Raw genomic sequence first — 20366 nt, 5'->3', positions numbered from 1 at the left:
GGACAATCAACACCTTTCGAGACCGTTTGTTAAAAATCGGGGGACGTGTCACTAAGCACGCCCGCAAGGTGATCTTGACGTTAGATAGCCGCATCCAAGAACAATTCGATGGTCTGTTCTGGCGAGCTTGGGAACGACTAAATGCTTTGTGGCAATAAAACAACGAAGTAGATTTTCAAAAAAATAGCAAAATCTGGCTGGTTTTAGTGTGCCCATTTTTCTCAAAAAACGCTCAATCGAAAAAAACACCCTGAAACCGTGCCAAGGTACTGGCAGTTTCAAGGTGATTTATCGTATTTTACTGATTTAGCTGTGGTTAAAAATTTAGTGCATGAATAATCCGGGTAATAAATTGCGAAAACAGGCACATCAGTTGCCTTTCCTGCTTGGATTGCTCCATCAGGGGTACGAGCATACTCACCTGACTTTCCAGTCAAGTTCGTTTGATCTTCTGGAGAAACAGTAGCTGGCAAAGTCGTACGCACATATGTCCAAGCACCAGCATCGTACGCTCCAGCTGAAGACTACTGATTGAACATTTCTTGTGAAACAAATGCTAGCGCTTGACCAGTAATATAGCCACGTGCAAACAAATCCCAACCAATACTCTTGATATCAATTGTATCGCCAGCAATCTTATTTAAATTGTCGCCTTGCAATGTGTACTTAAAACTCGTCAAACCATTGTAATTAAATGATGTAATATTACCGTTTTGGTCTGGTACCTTCAACAATATCGTTGAACCTTGTGCTGGATCCGCCACAATAGTCGCTACGCCATTCGTAACACTAGAAACTTTTCCATGGATTGTCATCATCGTGCCCCAGGGATCAACACCCCCGGCCAAACTATACGCAACGATGGCACCATTTTGCCCAAAATTACCATAGCTGGTAATCAATGCTGTGTGCGCATTTCCAAAGCCAATTGGATTTACTTCAACACCCGTTTTCGCATTGTACGTATTATCGATTCCATTAGCATTAGCTACATCTTGAACACCGACAAACTTGCCATTGGCGTCAAAAACATTCGTGTAGTCAGTTGGCAACATGATGAATGAGTACGCAACTGTTTGACCAGTCAAGTAAATATTTTCTGTTTGTGTCACCGCATCATCCGCGTCAAAAGTGAATGATAGCGATGGTTGTGTAACACCAGAATCCACCATGTACTTTTTAGCCAAGTTGGCAGGCAAAGTCGCATTTTTCAAGTAATTGCCAATAACACTAGTTAAGTCAATCTTTTCATTAGTCGTTCCAGTAACAATAATGTCTGGTTGCAATGCAGATTCAACGTCGTATGTTCCAAGCAATCGGTGCGTTGTGTCTGTTGTATACAAGTTATTTTTAAACTTAAACACCAGCTTTTGAGCATCTGCCGTGAAATTCATCTGAATGCCATTGGCCGTTCCATCAAAATTTTGCACGGCATTTAACGCATCTGCTTGAGACACATACGTCACGCCGTTAATCACAGCTGATTCGAACGTGTAACCAGCCTTCTTGTAGTTAATTACCTTGGCAAAATCAGTACCATCCTTAATGGCAGTACCGGTCTTACCCGTAACTTCCTTAGGTGCGTCTGAACCAATTTCGCCTGCACCATTCGTGTGGTTCGTCACATTAAATGTAACTGGTGCCTTTTGTGTATCAGCTGTGTAGTAGAACGTCACCGTGTTGTTGCCGGCAATTGCGCTATAGCTACCATCAGCAAGAACGTTAACATTTCCAGTCAAAGCATCCTTAGTTACCAACGTGTAACCAGGGATTGCCGTGTTCTTAATAGCGTTCAAAATCTTAGTTGACAAAGCGCCATCAGTCTTCAATTGGTTATCAGAAACCGTTGCTTGCAATGCCGTCTTCGTGCCATCCAGGTAGTAGTTAACCGTGACCGTTGCAGGATCAGCAACATACGTGATGTGGTGCATTTGGATAGTTGAATCAACAGTTCCCGTTTCAGTTGCAGGAATCTTGTTTCCCAATGCATCAAGAATGAAGTTGCCGTCAGCATCCGTTTGGTAAACCTGGTTACCCTTATCATCCAACAATGGACGGTAAGCATTATCGGTTGTATCAGTTGATTCGGCATCAAGTACTGATTGCTTCACACCGTCAACGTACATCGTGTAACCCTTCTTGGCATACTTAGCCAAGTCGGCTTGCTTGAAGTCAGTTCCGGTACGTGATGTTTGCGTGATGATGACATCAGTTGAATCACCAATCGTGATACCTTGTTGCTGCAAATCTGGCGTGTACTCAACATAAACCGTTTGTGGCTTATCGTCAGTTGCACCGGTCCAAGTATTTGAGTCAAAGTAGGCATCTGTTCCGTCGATGATTTGACCATCAACGTCTACGTCAACGACTGTCCAACCTGGTACCTTGTGGTCGATGTTAATGTGTGAGTTAGATGCACCCGTTTGCGTCGTTGGCTTATCAATGACATTGTCACGGTTGCCCTTCTCAACATAGTTGATCGTTGCCGTTTGGTCGTTCGCCGTGAAGTAGTACATGATGTAGTTCGTACCAGGACGAAGCGTGTAATTACCCGCTGTTCCAGCCAAACCTGACAAGTTCGTGTAGGCACTTGCCAACGTATAACCGGCAAATGAAGGTCCTGACGTCGTCAACGTAACCTTCTCATCCGTCTTACCTGTGATTGAGCTACCAGCCGTAGCATCGTCAATTTCACCTTCGACAGCTTGCGTCTTTGGTGCCATAAATTGTGCCTTACGGTCAGTCAACAAGTATGAGTTATCAGGGTTTTCCGGATCTAATACGTAGTAACGCACAATCAAAGTAGCTGGGTCAGCCGTATAAAGGATGTACAAATCATTTGATGAACCGTTGAAGACACTATCAGGCGTAATCAAGTTAGCGTCGGCACCAAGGCCATCCTTCATCTCGTCCTTTTGCAACGTGTAACCCGGCACCTTCTTACCAGCTGTATCATTCACGTAGTTGTAAACGTTAGACTCGTACATTGCAGCATCAGAGTACTTAGAACCCGTCGCACCGGTCAAAGTCGTGATTGGCAAGCCGTTAATTTCTTGACCATTTTCATCAACATAGTGCACACGAGCCGTTTGTTGAATAGCCTTGAAAATAACCGTAACCGTTTGATTAACTGACTTATCGTTGTCGAAGTTCGTGTCAACAGCCGCATAACCGTCGCCAGTCTTTGCACCACTTACAGATACGAACGTGTATCCAGCTGGGGCCTTCGTCATGTCAGATGTAATCTTTGAAGCCAAGGCCGTATTACTGTAACCAGATACTGTCGTTGCTGTCTTTCCCAAAACGTCATTACCGTTTTGGTCCTTGAAGACAACGTTGGCAGTTTGCGTGTCAGCCGTGTACGTTACCGTAATGATTGAGCTGTTTGACGCACCAAACGTACCTGCATTGTTAACCAAAACAGAATGTGGCACATCGTAACCCAACTTATCATCGTGAACCTTACCAGCCGTTTGAGCCGTATCAGTCACAACTGGGTTGTTATAACCAGCCAAACCAGGCGTAATCTTCGGATACTTAGCATCGCCAGTCAAAGAAGCGTTACCACCGTTCAAAATGGTACCGTCGTCCAACTTACCTAGTCCGTAATCTTGTCCCGTAACACCTGTTACCGTCGTTGGCATCTTGATTGTCTTACCGTTTGCGTCAACAAAATTTGTAATCAAGTTACCGTCTTGGTCAACGTAACGAATCGTTGCCGTTTGTAGCAATGCACGGTAAAGCACGAACACGTTGTTCTTGGTACTATCAGCACTCAACGTTTCCGTTGAAGCCAAGCCCTTTGCCAACAAGTCCGTTCCGTCTGACAACATGACGTCAGTAATAATGTCTTCTTGGTTTGCAACGTGCGTGTAAGCTTCCGTCAACTCGTAGCCAGGCACTTGTGGGTACAATTGAGCGAACTTTGCTGGGTCAGTTGGCATCTTTGTGTTGGCGTAACCCTTATAAATGAAGGTATTAGCTGTTCCAACTCCCAAAGGTGCGAAACGCACTGGCTTACCATCCCCACGGTCAACATAGTAGTAAAGTGTGGCGATAACTTCATTTTCAGTAAAGTTCAACGTAATTGATGATGAACCGTCAGCAGCAAATGTCGTCGCCGTTGGCACCTTGTTATCCCAAGTGAATCCACCTGAAACAGCTTCGTAAGGTGCTGGATCAATCAATGAATCCGTTGCCCCGTTAATTAGAACGTACGTACCCTTACTGTCAGTGTAAACTTGGTGGCCGTTAACACGCTCAAGTCCAACCGCATCCTTATCGATTGGCTTTACCAAACCAGTATCCATATCAAGGTACGTGAAATAAACCTTAGCTGTCGTATCCGTACGGGCCGTATACGTATACGTGTACGTCTTTCCCGTCGTTGGTACGATCAAATCGCTAAAGTTCTTAACAACATTGCCGGCTTCATCCGTTACAACCAAATCGTAACCTGGTACTTATACCTTAGCTGCATCGGTAATGCTGTACTTGCTGTCAGTTTCGTAAGTATTTGATGTCGTCAACGTTGACTTAGTTGTTGCGTACTTTGCCAAATCAGGTAAACCAGTCACTTGTGTCTTAACAGTTTGCTTGTTTGCTTGGAACACAACCGTAATCGTGTTGACACTGGCATCAAAATTCTTTGGCAACGTGTACGTTGAAGTACCGTTAACAATGTAGTACGTCGTGTAACCTGGCACTGACAAAGTGATGTCAGAATAATCGATTGCATCTGCATTAAAACCAGTCTTATCAGTGTTCTTCAATGAAACACCTTGCAATGTCTGACCATTCAAATCAGAGTATGAGCCACTAGCGTACTTTTGGTACTTAATCGTTGTCGTCTCTTGTGCTTGGAAATATAGGTTCAAAACGTTCTTTGATGAATCACCTGACACTGTTAGGCTATCAGCCGAAACAAGCTTGTACGTCTTGCCATCAGTTTCAACATAGATGTTGCCAGTTTGATTGATGTCTGATGCTAAGTGAGTTGGGGCACCCAAAATGTTTGATGCCTTGGCCAAAGCCTTAGCGTCAGTCAAGCCATCGATACCAACCGTGTCACCGACGTTAGCCTTAATACCAGTCGTAGCAGTCAAAACTGGCTTATTTGTCACCTTATCGATGTAGTTAACCGTCATCGTTTGTTGTTGCAAAGAACCGGCAAAGTGTGTGTCACCGGCTAAATTAGCCCCATTGACCTTAACATCGTCTGCCGTTTGTTGTCCGACAACAGTCCCCTTGCTATTCAAAACTGGGTTTTGTTGTGTCACCTTAACAGAGGCTTGCATGATTGTTCCGTTACCACCGGTAACACCCAACAAACCTAGTGAAAAGGCTGAGTTCCACAAGTTAGATGGCAAAACGAATGACCAAGAGTTGTAAGCTGAAGCAGATGATTCTTGACCAGTTGTAGTTCCTGGCTTCATCAAATAAGCCGTCAACGTGTGTGTCTTGGCAGTGTAAATCAAGTAGTATGGCGTACCTGAATCTGAGCTGATTCCGGCAGGTGGCGTTGCTACTGTGGCATACGTCGTACCCTTTGACGTGTTTGTGGCGTATTGCGTTTGTTCACTTGCTACCGCGTTAACCAAATTACCCGATTCGTCAGTTGAACGGAATCCAACAACTGGATAGTCTTGCTTCAAATACGTTGAGTTGGTGTTGTTGCTCATCGCAGCATCACCCTTGTCTGAGTTATAGAAGAAGTCGATACCCCATGAAATAGAGTTCGCCAAACCACCGATACCCATGTCTCCGTTGGTTCCACCAATGGTTCCAGGTTCTTCCGGCGTCAAGAACAAACCAAGGAAGTCTCCGGCTGGTGTAGATGATCCACCCCAGAATGCATCTGGCGCCTTCTTGTTAGAAGGCTTTGACATGTAAAAACGACCAGTGATTGAGAAATCCTGGTTAGCTTGCAATTGGTACTTGTACGTTGCAGCTCCGGCAACGGCATACGTTGGATCAACTTGGCCGTTCACCAAAGAACCCGTCAAATCGAACTTAACTTCGTCATTGTCGGAATCTTTTTTATCAGCCAATTGGGTTGCATCGCCTGCTTGTGCAGGTGGCGTATCAACACGTGCCGTAAAGTCCGTGCTAGTTGTTTGCGTAATAACTGATGACGTACCACCAGTAGCCGTCTTATAAGGCTTACTTGCTGAACCACTCAACGTAAACTCGTTATAAACTTGCTCATCATTGTGCGCCAAAGTTGACCACAAAGCACTCGTGTCAATACTCTTCCCAGCGTATGAGTTAACGGCATCTTTGGGGTCGACAACCGTTCGGAACTCATCGTAAAGACCCGTAGCTTGTAGCGCAGCAACGACCTTGGCATATTGTTGCACTTGCGTTGTGACAATCAAATCACCGTATGCTGAAAGCGCAAAGGTTGCATTGTACAAAGAACCATCCAATGTTGCATAGGCAGTTTGAGCACGGCGTAACGTCTTTTCATCAACACCACGTTGATCGGCTGCCATCATTTGAACGGCTTGTTGCAATTCAAACGTCATGTTGTTCAATGCATTGTATGACAAAAGCATCAATGCGTTCGCAACTTCAACGTCCTTTGCATCATGTGCTTCATTAGCAGCCTTCAAATTGTTAGCCACGCGATTAGCTTCAGCAACAACATTTGTCACAACCGCTTCCATCGCCGTGTTACGCACAACGTTATCCGTCGTTGAGGCAGCAATTGCAGCTGAGTCTGCAGCCGCAACGCTGTGCATTTCAGCAACAATTGACGTCACAACAGTTGCCACTGACTTAGCTGAATCAACTGAATATGAAGCTCCCGCAGTTGAGCTTGCAACAGATGACACTGCTGTTGATGACGCAGTTGAAGAAGCCGCTGAGCTGGCTTGACTTGCAGATGATGTGACTGATGACGCAACTGATGACGTTGCACTGCTATCTGACGCAACTGAACGCGTTTGTGACGTGCGTGCACTGCTTGATTGCGTTGCTTCTGACTGCGCACTCAAAGAAGCTGACGTTTCACCCTTCACGTCAACTGAACTAGTTTGTGCACTAGATGATGCATCTGATGCTGATGAAGCAACGCTGTCTGATGGCGCTTCACTTGTTGCAGGCGCAGCTGAGAGAACAACCACGTTCTCTGAATTTGGTGCGTTACCCTGCTCAGATGTATCAACCGTTTGTGAGTGATCGACGTCTTGATCGTCGGCGTGAGCGGTCCCACCTGCCATAAATGCGCCAATCAAAGAAAGGGTCGCCATGCTAGCGAAGACCCACTTCTTCCCATCCTTATACATCTTGTACCGCAGTCGACGGTCAAACATGTTTTTCTGTAGGTTCATTTTCATAAAACTAATACCCCAATTCTCCGTAGCAAACCTCACTACGTAAACAAAGCCTCTAACTCCTACGAGCCTTCTCTCTTTTTCGAAAACTTAAAAAACTTTATATAATTTCGACAATACTAACAATTATAAAGTGTTTTTCAGCCTTCTGCTTACTTCTAGTCACCTTTTTTGTTCCGTATTCGCAACATTTTTTAAAAATCTAAAATTTTCTAATTGACAGCTTAATAAAAATGCACCGACCATGAATTTTCCTATCCATAGTCGGTGCATGACGCTTATTCATTTTTATGCATATTAATCCAAATTTTTCTCGTATGCCTTTATCCACTTATCCACAAGTGATAAATCGTAGCCTTTGCGGAACAGCGCTGCTTTTAGTCGCTTTTTGAATTCCCAGCCCTCATATTGGCGGTAACGATTGGCAGCTGAAGTCGCATCACGGTCAAGATTATCCCACTCTTGGTCGTCGTCCGCTTCATTATCAACCTCAAAGCGTTTTACTGCTGCATTAACCAACTTGCTGTCATACCCCAGTTGGGCCAACTTTTGCTTTGTTTTTTGAACGGCCATAAAGTGCGATTGCCTTGCGTACTTCGTCATCAATCGTTCAACCTTATCGTCCAACTGATCCACCTGGTCTTCTTCAGAGTATTCAGCCAAGGCATCTTCGATTAAGTACTTATCTACGCCCAACTGTTGCAATTTCGTGCGAACACCGTGCGGACCCAACTTACCTGAATGAATCGCCGAACGGACATACTCTTCAGCAAAACGCGCATCATCAATAACGTTCGCTGCTTCAAGTCGATCAATCACATGCGCAATTACCAGCCCTGGAAACTCATTTTCCTTCAACTTGATAATGACTTGCATCTTAGAACGCATGCGACCAGTCGCATAGACCAACGCCTTCGTATAGGCTTTTTGTTCAAACTCTGCAGCTTCAATTTCTTTCAGTGCGTCATCTTCCAGCTCAGTCCCTTTGAACAAATCATACTTAATCAATATTTTCTCATCAACCGCTAGGGCAAATTCATCATCAAGATAAACGTTATAACGTCCCGGCTTGCGTTGTCGTGTGACTTTCGTAACCTTCTTCATGTCATCCACCCCCATCGTTTCTTTTATTAAGTTTAACCTAAATACAAAAAATCGTACAGTCCATTATCGAACTGTACGATTTCGTTATTCAATCTACTACTTGTCTTCGCTGTAGAACCAGCCGATGGCAAGTCCCGCTGAAATTGATAGCAACAGCAAGACAGCAATCGTCATGACAAAGTCACGCTCTGCTCCCGTTTCGGGCAGCATCACATTTTGTGACTTGATGTCATCGGTCACAACCGACTTGGCCACAACCGTTGCCGACGTCGTTGTTGCAACAGGTTGCACTGTCGCCACCTTGGTCACGCCTGACTCAGGTTGTGGTGCTGGTTCTGGTGTTACGAGTGGTGCCTTAGCCTTTGGCACATAACGAACAATGACATCAGCCATCTCTGGCGTCGTCAAAACATCCCCACGCACAACCAATTGATCGGCTGTGTAATCTGGCACGAACGGTGAAACCACGCCGGCAACACTAACTGGCTGCCAAACAATTTCACCCGTCACCAGATCCCGGTCACCAGTCATTGTGACCGTCTGCGTCACCATTTCAGGCGCTGGTACACCAGTCGCCGTCTCATAATGCACATGACGCGTCACTTCTTGCGTCACCTGTTCATGACGGTGCGCCAGCACAACTTGATACGTTGGCATTTCAGTCGTGAACGCTGCCTTAACCGGTGTTGTATCTTGAACCAAGTCATAACCAGCAGCTAAATAACTATCCGTCATTGACTGAGTACGACTAAAGTCAACATCGCCATCCGTCACACCAGTAATCGCCACATTGCGCAACTCATGTCCTGTCGTTTGATCAACAAACACGACGTGGACTTGCTGTGGTGCAGGCGTGTACGTCACATCGACCACCCAATCTGGTGTCGGCTCAGCCAAATTAGCGTCTGGTACAGACTTGATATCAACTTGATAACCAGCCTTGACCGGCGTTGATACGGCTGGCATCTTTTGCTCAGACCACTTGATGTGACCCGTCACCAAATCCATCAAGCCATGCAACACAACTGTTTGGGTTTGCGCTGCTGGCACTGACGTCTCATCGGTTGCCCAATAATGAATTTGACGCGTCACGTAATTATCAACCGGTGCCATATCGTGTTGCAAGTGAACCGTAATCGTTTGGTCGACCTGAGTGGCCTTATCAAATGTCATAGCACCCGTTTGGTCAACGTGCGTCATGACATAGTTCGGAACATATGACGGTGCGAAAGCGACCGCATCACCCGTCAAACCAGTCAAATCATCACCCGTCATTACAACGCGACCCGCCTGATCATCATCGACGTACACAACGTGAACACGTTGCGTATCGCGTTCATACTTCACAACTGATACACCATCCATCGTTGGCGTTGCATGGCCAACGACTGACAAACGCTTGGCATGATAACCAGCAACCATTGGTGTTTGTACCGTCACAAACGTAACGTCACCCGTCTTCGCATCCACGGTCACACCAGGCGCCGTGGTTGTAAACGTTGCGCTACCAGCTAGTTCGTCGCCAGTTACTGCATCAACCTTAACAACGCGACTCACTGGGACTGATACTTCAACGCGCTTCGGCGTGTCATCCCCAGCGCCGACGTAAATCACGGTTTGTGATTCCGTCAATTGTTGCGTGGCCGACTTCACACCATGGCGCAAATGAACAGTGAAGTGTTGGTCGCTGTTCGTTTGCGCATCAAACGTTGGTTGATCCGGCAAATCTTGCGCAACAAATTCATAACCAGCCGCCTCATATTGACGTAACGTTTCCGCTGAAACTGCCGTATCGATTTCATCACCAGTCTGACCCGTGAGCGTCAAATCCGTCAGCGTCTTACCAGTCGTGTCATCAACAAAGTGGACCACCGCGTGTTGCTCATCAGCCGTGTACGTCACCGTATCTTGTGCTGTTTGACCAACTCGTGCATCAGCCGTCACCACGGTTTGGTCAGCCGTATAACCGGCAACTTCAGGCGTATCAATTGGCTTAAACGTCACAACACCGGTAGCGCTTACCGTTCCTGGTTGCGCATCAGCCACCGCATATTGCGTTTGACCAATTTGCTGACCAGTCACTGTATCCAACGTCTTGGTTGTCACAACCATCACTGTTTGCGTCACCGTCTTTGGCATTTGGTCACCCGCTCCACGGAAGTATACCGTGTGCTTAGTTGGTACAAGTGCCTTCTCAGTCGTTTGGCCGTGGCGCAGCGTCACAACAAAGTGCTGCGTCGCGTTAACATCACGGTCGTACGTTGCGTCGGTCGGCACATCAGTCACCACTTCATAACCGTTAGCAACCAACTTCGCAACCTCATCATGAATCGTCTTGAAGTCAATCGCACTATCCGTCGCACCACGCAACTCATATTGACCAACTGTTCCACCAGTTGTCTCATCGGTAATCGTTACATCAGCTATTTGTACAGCTGGCGTGTAGTGAACGGTTGTTGTCGGCTTTAGCACGTCGACTGTCGTCGTTGCTGTTACAGCTACTTGATCAGGTACATAACCAGCCATCTCCGGTGACATCACCGGCTGATAGCTAACCGCACCCGTTTCAGCATTAACCACCACATCAGCATCTGATGATGTGTAAGTTGGCGCCGTGGTTTCAGCACCCGTCACCTCATCCACCATCACCGTGCGTGAGACATTAACCGTTCGCGTCACATCAGGCACTACCATTGGTGCCCCAACATAGTGAACTGTTGTTTGCATTGGCACATCAGTCACCACTTCATGGGTTTGGTGCGTCAAATGCACGGTATAGCTTGGCGTTGCAACAGCAAAGCGATCCGCGTTAGCTGCCGGCACGTCCGTCTTAACCAACGCATACTCGCGACCGAGCCACTTCGTTTGTGCCGTCATCACTGGCGTCGTATCAATTGCATCATCCACATGACCATCCAATTGCACCGTCGCCAACGTTTCGCCCGTCACATCATCAACAATCGTTGCTGTGGCCGTCGCTGGATTTGGTGAGTACCAAACCGTTCGGTCAGTGTTCGGCACAAGCAACGTTGCACGACCGGTGAACTTCGTCTTATCTGGCGTTTATCCAGCCTTCACCGGCACACCATCAACTGTTGGGAAAATTGCCACTTGTTGCGTTTCATCATAGGTTGCCCCTGATGCCGTCCAAGTTGGCGCCTGATAATCACTGCCATATTTCGCTGCGTCGGCTGAGGCAATTTCACTGTTCGTCACCAAATCAACATCATAGTGACGCGTCACAACCGCCGATTGCACCAATTCCGGTGCAACGACCACGCTATCATCAGTGCGGTAATGCGTTGTCGTTGTTAGCGTAACGTCGCTCGTTGCCATTGACGTCGCGTGCTTAAACGTCAACGTGAAACTTTGGTCAGCTGAACTATCACGATCGTAAGTCGTTGCTTCCAAGTTCGACGTCGTGAGGATAAAGTGCTTGCCTTCATAATTTGTCACCGCTTGTGAAGCAGCGGCAAAATCAATTGGTGCATCTGTTTGACCAACCAAATGCAACGTCGCCATCGTTTGTCCAGTCGTCTCATCAACCAGCGTTACCGTGGCTGTTTGCTTGGCTGGCGCATACGTCACTGTTTCGATAGCCGTTGGTACAGCATAGGTCGCGTGACCGGTTGTTGTTGTCACGTCCGGCGTGTAACCCGCAACCGTTGGCGTCGCAACTGGTGCAAACGTCACCGCACCTGTCGTTTCATTGACCGTTGCCGGCTGCGTCCCCTCTGCTAAGGCGTAGTTAATCTTAACTTGCCCCGTGACAGCATCGGTCGTTGTTAAACGCGTCACCGTGGCTGTTTGCACAGCATCACTTGGCGTTTGGCCACCGGCCCCCACGAAGTGAACCGTATTCGTGACCACTTCACTGTCAGTGACGTGATTCAAATGATGACGCAACGTCACAATGTACGTTTGGTTGACGTCATCAGCATTATCATAAGTTGCTTGGCTTGGTTCACCATCAGTAACCACCTCATAACCGACTGCAAGCAACGACTCCTTCACGTGCGTTGCCGTCGTGAAATCCATCGTCGCATCAGTCACGCCAGCCATGCTTGTCTGCGCAACCACTGCGTTGTCAGCATCGACATCCTTAAAGACAACCGCTGCTTGTTGGACATCCGCCGTGTAGTGCACCGTTGTTGTGAATGTTGGATGCATCACCGTTGCTGTTGGCGTTACCACTGCCTCATCAGCCGTGTAGCCCTTAACAGTCGGTGTCTGAACAGACTTAAACGTCACATTTCCAGTACCGTCGACCGTCACGTTTGCGGTCTTAGCAACATAGGTTGGTGCCACAAAAGCACTACCGTATGACGCTGCATCAGCGGCCGTAATCACTTGTGATGTGACAGCGTCAACCGACTCAGTCATCGTCACAACCGCTGAATCTGTTTGGGTTGCTGGTGTTTTAGCACCAGCGCCCATGTACGTTACGGTCATTGAAACCGGTACATCATGTGATTGTGCAACAACCTTGTGTTCTAGGTGAACAAAGAACAGTTGCGTATCCTTTTCATCCGTCGTGTAATTCTGTGCCGACGCAATCAAATATGAATCTGCTGGCTTTGCAACCAATTGATAACCAGCATCCAGGTATTGTTGCAACACATCTTGCGCATCCGCAAAATCAATTTGTTGACCGGTATAGCCACCCAAATCAGCACGCGTCAACGTACCGCCACCCATCGTGTCGTCCTTAAAGATAACACGGGCCAACTGTTGCACTGCGTGATACATCACGTTCGTTACCGCACCCGGTTGATCGAACGTGGCATGCCCGGTCACTTCAGTTGGAATACGGGTATAACCCGCAAGTGGTGGCGTCGCAACCGTTGCGAACGTAATGTGTCCAGTGTCATCAACCTTCGCCAACGCCTTGCCCGACGTCACCTCATAGGTCGGCACATGGTAATTCGTGTACGCACTACCAACTTCTTCTGACACATCCGAACCAGTCACCATATCGACCATGTGCGTCTGTGCCACCACAACCTGCCCCGTGTAATCTGGTTGCGTTGTATCCGCGCCAAGGTAGTGAATCGTATTCGTCGCCATGACCGATTCTGTCACCATGCTGCCCCGGTGTTTCAACGTAATTACCCAAGATTGACTTGGCACCAAACCATCTTGTTGGTCATCAAAGTATGACGTGCCTTGAATTGGATTATCAACGACTTCATAGCCAAGCGCTGACAAACTCGTCAGCATCGACGTCACGTATTCAAAATCAATAGTTTGGCTCGTCTTACCCTTCAAATAGGTCGTCCCAATCGTTGCATAGCTACCACTATCCGTTAACTTCATGGTGTCTTCGAGTTCAACCAACGCACGTTGATCATATGGTGAGTATTGCACCACTTCTTGGACATTTAAGTTTTCAAACGTAGCCAACGCTGCAATCTCATCTGGCTTCACTGAATAACCTGGCAAAGTTGGACTTGGCACGACATGGAACATGATAGTGCCCTTGTTGGCATCAACCGTTGCAATTGCTGAATCAGCTACGTTCACTAACGCAAATTGATCTGCTTGATACGCAGAACCATAGGCACTTGCATCAGTCGCAGCAATCGATTCACCGGTTACGGCATCGACTGCGTAGCGACGGCTCACTGCAACACTTTGGTGAACTGTGCCAGGATTGTTTTCCGCCCCGACGTACGTCACCGTGTTGGTTACGACCTTACTCTCAGTCGCATACGACACACCGTGCTAGGTGAATCGTGTAATTTTGATCCACCTTTGCATCGCTATCAAAGACGCCTGAACTTGGGACAGTTGTTGAAACTAGCACATATCCCTTAGCCAACATACTTTGCAGCGTTGTTTCTGCAACCGTCGTATTCATCGACTCCTGCGTTGCACCAGTTAGCACGAAATCATGCAGAACATCATGATTTGCATCGGCCATATCATCAATAATCTTGATGTCAGCATGCTGTTCTTCCGGCACGTAAGTCACCACTGTAGTCACAGTTGGTGTTTGCCAAGTCGTGGTTTGGTTCACGACAGCATTTGAATCAGTAATTGTGTAACCAGCCAAAACTGGGCTCGAAACTGATGCAAAGATCGTATCCCCAGTTGTCGCATCAACTGTCGCAGCATCCCCTGACGTAACGGCATACGTTGGCGCCTTGTAATCCGCACCGTAAGCTGATGCATCAGCAGAATCAATCACGTGACCTGTCACCTCATCAACCGACTGCATTTCAGTGACCGTTACTTGGCGAACCACTGAAGCTGGCGTTAGCACGCCTGCCCCAGTAACCACATAACTAATCGTCGCTGTCATTTGAACGCTTGATGAAACTGCTGCCACGTGGTGCTTCAGCGTGACCACATATGACTGACTAATTACTGAACCATCAGCAACTGTGTCGTAAAGCGCACTCGTTGGCACAGTCGTTTGAATTAACTCATAGCCTGATGCTAAATAGTTCTTTTGCATTTGGGCAATGCGACTAAAGTCGATTGCTTGTGACGTCACGCCATTTAGCGCGACATCAGACAACGTTTCACCAGTCGTTTGATCCGTAAACGTTACTTGTGCACGTTGAATATCCGGCGTGTAAGTCACCGTGGCAATCGTGGTTGGTGCAGCCGGTGTTGCTGTTAATTGCACACTGTTTTTATCCGGCGTGTAACCCGCAATCTTTGGCGTTGCCAGTGGCGCAAACGTCACTGCTCCCGTTGTTTCGTCAACCGTCGCATTCTTGGCTGTTGTGGTATAAATTGGCGCGTTGTAATCATCACCATAGCCAGCAGCATCTGCGCTCGCAATCACACTATCTGTCACCATATCAACAGATTCATGATGCGTCACAACCGCTGAAGCCGTGACCGACGCAGGCGTCTGTTGGTCTGCACCGCGGTACAACACTGTTTCAGTAACCGTCTGGTCCGTCGCCTTCATTGACGTTTGGTGCTTCAAAATCACACCAAACGTTTGGTTTTGGTCATCATTGTGGTCAAAAGTTGCACCAGATGTACGACCATCAGTCACGACAACATAATGCTTTGCCAAGTAACTCGTTAACTGATCTTGCGTGATAGCAAAATCAATCTTGCCATCCGTACGACCATTAATATTCATTGACGTTAGCACGGTGTTGCCAGTGGTCTGATCGATAAAGCGGACTACTGCCAATTGTGGATCAGCCGTGTAAGTCACTGTATCCGTCGTCGTTGGGTTCGCAAATGTCGCGTGGCCGGTAACTGCAGTTGGGTTCGCAATGTAACCCGAAACTAGCGGGCTAGTCACCTCATTAAAGGTAATTGCACCCGTCGCAGCATCAACTATCAACGTCTTCGCACTTGTTGCATAACTTGGTGCAAAATAATCGCTACCAAACGCCTTGGCATCAGCTGACGTGATGGTTGACTTTGTCACCGCATCAACGGCAACTGTTTGCGTCACGACACCAGATAGAACAGCTGATGACAACTTGGTCGCACCCGCATCACCGTACAAGACCGTCTCTTGCGCCATGACTGACGTTGTTGCCGCTGTGACACCATGACGCAGAATGACCGTAAACGTTTGATTCACGGCATCGTCATTGTCGTATGCACCACTCGTTGGCAAACCGTTCGATACCACCACGTAACCCTTAGCCGTCAAACTAGCTAAAACTTGTTGTCCGAGGGTCGTGTCAATTGCACCACCTGTTTGCCCAGTGACCGTCACACTCATCACTTGGTGGTTGTCGCGCATTTGGTCAATAAAGACAAAACTAGCTGATTGTGCATCTGGTGTATAAGTCACCTCAGTTTGCACGGTTGGTTGCAACCAAGTTGTCGTGTTTGAAACTGCAGTCACATTCGGTGTGTAACCCGCGACGCTTGGTGTGTCAATCGTCTTAAACGTCACCACACCAGCCTTCACGTCAACTGTACCAGCACCCGATCCCGTAAAGCTTGGCGCTGTCAAACTCGTCGCATAGCTTGCCGTTGTGTCTGCCTTAATTTCTTGATTCGTAACCGCATCCTTTAGATAGTTGCGCGTTACAGCAACAACTTCTGAACTTGGCGTTGGCGTCGCAACCCCAGTCCCGGTATAGGTCACATTATTCGTAAATATCTTTGTTTCTGATGCCGCGAGTGTTTTGTGGACCAAAGTAATCGTATACGTTTGATCACCCTCAGCATCAAACGTATCCGTCGTTTGGCGAGTATCTGACTCCAAGGCATAGCCGTGGTCTAAATAGCTCGTCAACGTTTCGTCAACAACAGTCGCACCATCCCCTTGTGCCACCAGCTGACCCGTGCGACCAGCAATGGTGACTTGGGCAAGTTGTGACCCGATCGTTTCATCAACCAGCGTGACAACTGCGCTTTGTGGGTTTGCGGTGTAGACGACCGTTGTTGTCGCCGTCGGCTTAGCAAATGTGACTGCCTTATCGACTTGGGTTTGCTTGGCTGTATAACCAGCCAAACTTGGACTAGGCACTGACGCGAACGTAATCGTTCCGTCGGTGCTTACACTAGCGACATCTGTCCCATCAACCACTTCATAGGTTGAAGCAATTGGCGTTGTCTTATCACGGTGCAAATCAACCGTGTAGTTGTGCACGATAGTTGCTGTTTGTGAGATTGTTGTCGGCGTCTTGGCACCAGCACCACTATAGATGATGGTATTAGTGGCCTTAACTGATTCGCTGACCTCGCTCGTCACGTGATAGAAGCCGATTGTCAAAATCTGATCTTTGGCATCATCGTTATCGAACATTTGTCCAGCCAAAATAGTTGTCGCCGCACTATCAAGCGTCAACGTCTTATCAGCCAATTGATCAGCGACTTCCGCTTGGACTGTCGCCAAATCCATCGCTTGACCCGTCAAACCAGTCAACGGTACGCGGTCAATTTCAGTACCATCCGTCATATCTTTCAAGATGATAGTTGCTTTTTGTTCAGTTGCTTGATAATTAACCGTCGTCGTTGACAACTTGTTGCCGTCAACGCTGTTGTGACCAGTTACCGATGTTGTGTCAGCTGAATAACCTGATACAACCGGTGTTACGACCGTATCAAATGTCATCTTGCCACTGGCATCAATCTTGCCGGCGCCACTACCAGCATAGGTAGGCGCCACATAATCACTGCCATACGCGCTTGCATCACCAGCAGATAGCAGCTTCCCAGTTACTTGGTCATACGCTGCGGCCGTTGTCACCACAAGTTGTTGCGTGACAGCACTTGGCGTATCGTCACCAGCACCTGTGTAACGCACCGTATTTGTGTACGTTGCACTTGTTGCAGACAAAGCCACCTGATGCTTCAAAACAACCGCAAAACTTTGGGTTGCAACATCGTTATTATCAAAAATGCTTCCAGCTTGCGTGGCGTTTGTAACCACAACATAGTGCGCCTTCACGTAATTTGAAATCACCGCTGCGACGGCATCGAAGTTAATTGCAACATCCGTCTTACCATCGATAGCAATGCCTGACTGCAAGTACGATTGTGTCGTTTGATCAAAAATCGTGACTACCGCACGTTGATCATTCGGCGTGTATGTCACCACAAAACTAGCCGTCGCACCTGCTGTGCCTGAAACCGCTTGTTCTGCATCTTGCAAAGTCGCATATGTCTTCCCGCCGGCCATCACCGTATAGCTGTATCCTGAATTCGCAAGTGTCGCGTCTGTATTGGCAAAACTTGTTGCAACACCTGATTTAACGGCAACCTTTTCAGATTGTTGACTACCTGGACGTGCCACAGTTGTTAACGTTGCATGGCCCCAGGCCGCGTCCGCCTTCGCGACGTTCGCTTCCAAGCCGGCTTGTGTCACTTGATTCGTGACATCTTGCATCGTGTCCATCAAATTTCCAATTGGCTCAGTGTCGATAACCGCATCATCTGACGCCAGTTGTTGACTGATTTTTACCAACGCGGCTGATTGCTTTTGCGCATCCGCATAATCATTTGCCAAACTACTGTTAGCTGGATATTGCGCCGTCAAAGAACGTAATTGACTCAAAGCGACGTTCACAATTGCAACTTGTGACGCCACACTCGTTTGAGCCGTTGCAACTTGATTGTGAGCAGCTCCGTGCAACACATAGATTGCCTCTGAACCAGCTGAACTACCAATCGTTGAGTCGTTGACGGCTTGTGACAAAATGTCACCCGCTACGGCAGACTCACTCGCCGTATTGACCATCAAAGAACCGATCGTTTTAGCCGTAACGCCAGACGCCATAACAGCTGCTGAATCACTAGCAAATGCTGAGGCAACTGATTGCAAATGGGCGTATTGTGATGTCGCATTCGCCAATGCTGATTTAACCGCCGCGTAGTCGGCTGACGCACTTGAAGCAACCGGTGCCAACAAGCTAGCCATGTTTGCTAGGTCGTTAACGACAGCTGACGCACTTGCGAGAGCGCTATCCATCGCCGTTGCTTGTCCATAAAGCGTCACCGCTGCCGATTGTTGCAAGAAACCAGTGTCCATCACCGCTCCCGCCCCACTAGCAGCACTCATCACCTTTTGGAACATACTTGCTGTCGCTGAGGCAACTGATTGCGTAGCAACCGCTGCACTTGATAGCGCTGTTTGATCCTTAGCGTTCGCCACCGCAGCTTGCGCACTACTTAGCATTTGAGCTTCACTGGCCAATGAGGATGCAATCGCACCAACCGAACCAGCAGCCGCCGTCGCACTCCCAAAGGCAACCAAACTATCCCAACTCAAGTGCGTCAAAGCACCCCAAAGATTGTTAATAGCTGCTGATCCCAACGCTGATTGGGTGGTCGAAGCTGCCACTGAGGCATTATTAACGTTCTGCGTAGCCGTCATGTTGTTGTTCAGCAGCGCCAACTTATTCATCACCAAAGCAACTGATGAACTCAACGCCACTTCTGATGCGTACGCTGAAGCATAGGCTGAATGGTTTGCCGCTGACAAAGCTGAATTAGCCAACGCAATTGCGCCAGTCAAAGCTGATTGGGCGGCACTCATTTGCACCATAATCGAACCAGCTTGTGACAGTGTGGCGCTCAAAACTGGTTGGCCAGTTGCTGCGCTAGAAATCTTTTTATAGTATGACGATGCTGTTTGTGCATCAAAATTAACTTGTTGTGCCAAGCTGGCCGTTGATGCATCTGAACTAGCCGGCGTTGTCGCCAAGACTTGTGTCACGGTGACGACTGTCCCAGCTGATTGGGCTGAGCTCGACAAGCTTGCCAATGTTTCATCCGTTAATGATGAACCTGGTGCGACCGAAATCGTCACCGTTTCACTCGTTGCTGAAACACTTGAGGTACTGGCGCTGATGCTTGAACTAGCACTCACCGGTACGCTACTCGTCACACTAGCACTAACCATGCTGTCAGCAACGCTTGTATTCATACTTGATGAGGGCGCGCTAACCAAGCTGCTACTCATACTCGTATTATTTAAACTACTCAAAACAGATGCACCAGCTACACTTGTGCTTGCATCCGTCGCTGCCATTGGCGTAACACCCGCGGCGGACGAAGCCAAGTTAACCGTAGCTTGTTTCATCTGCGTCATCATTTCAATTTGTTGATCAGTCAACACGGTTGTGTCGGCTGAAGCTGTGATGGCATGAACGCCCATCATCGCTAGCCAAACGCTTCCAGCAATCACCCAGCTCTTTCCCGCTTTATACAACTTTTTGCGGTTGAACTTCTTGGTGACTGCCATTTTTGGCATAACCTGTCTCTTCATATCCCTATTTCCCCACTTCTCTTCACTTACATTTTACCAGTGTTTAGAAGCGGTGGCCGTTACGGCTGTCACCTTGGTGTCCCAAATATGACACACCTTTCATGAAAGTCTGTCATTTTTGAAAAAGCCTGTGATAACGCGGGTTTCCGGAGCCCATTCGACGAATTGTCCCGTTTTTGATACACGTTTTCAAAACCCCCGTGCTCGCTTACATTAAAAAA

The 20366-nt window shown here is 47.8% G+C and carries 6 protein-coding genes; all 6 read right to left on the bottom strand.

What is annotated here, in order from left to right; translation table 11 throughout:
- Positions 1-524 precede the first annotated feature (524 nt).
- On the bottom strand, positions 525-4448 hold the full coding sequence (locus tag C6P11_RS02890) for a mucin-binding protein (protein WP_135518442.1): 3924 nt from the start codon (positions 4446-4448) through the stop codon (positions 525-527).
- A 15-nt stretch (positions 4449-4463) separates the two neighbouring features.
- A complete protein-coding gene (locus C6P11_RS02885; protein ID WP_135518440.1) occupies positions 4464-7340 on the bottom strand; it encodes a lectin-like domain-containing protein in 2877 nt (958 codons plus the stop codon).
- 294 nt (positions 7341-7634) lie between these two features.
- A complete protein-coding gene (locus C6P11_RS02880) occupies positions 7635-8441 on the bottom strand; it encodes a RecX family transcriptional regulator (protein ID WP_135518438.1) in 807 nt (268 codons plus the stop codon).
- 96 nt (positions 8442-8537) lie between these two features.
- On the bottom strand, positions 8538-11462 hold the full coding sequence (locus tag C6P11_RS02875) for a mucin-binding protein (RefSeq protein WP_245299745.1): 2925 nt from the start codon (positions 11460-11462) through the stop codon (positions 8538-8540).
- Between the two features lie 42 nt (positions 11463-11504).
- Positions 11505-14120, bottom strand: a complete 2616-nt coding sequence (locus C6P11_RS02870; RefSeq protein WP_135518434.1) for a mucin-binding protein — start codon at positions 14118-14120, stop codon at positions 11505-11507.
- Positions 14121-14142: 22 nt separating this feature from the next.
- Positions 14143-20145: a mucin-binding protein gene (locus tag C6P11_RS02865; RefSeq protein WP_135518432.1), complete on the bottom strand. Its 6003-nt coding sequence runs from the start codon at positions 20143-20145 to the stop codon at positions 14143-14145.
- Positions 20146-20366 lie beyond the last annotated feature (221 nt).

The sequence above is a fragment of the Weissella confusa genome (assembly GCF_004766315.1).
Taxonomy (GTDB): domain Bacteria; phylum Bacillota; class Bacilli; order Lactobacillales; family Lactobacillaceae; genus Weissella; species Weissella confusa_A.
Note: the sequence above shows the minus strand (reverse complement) of the source record. Positions and strands in the feature narration are given on the sequence as shown.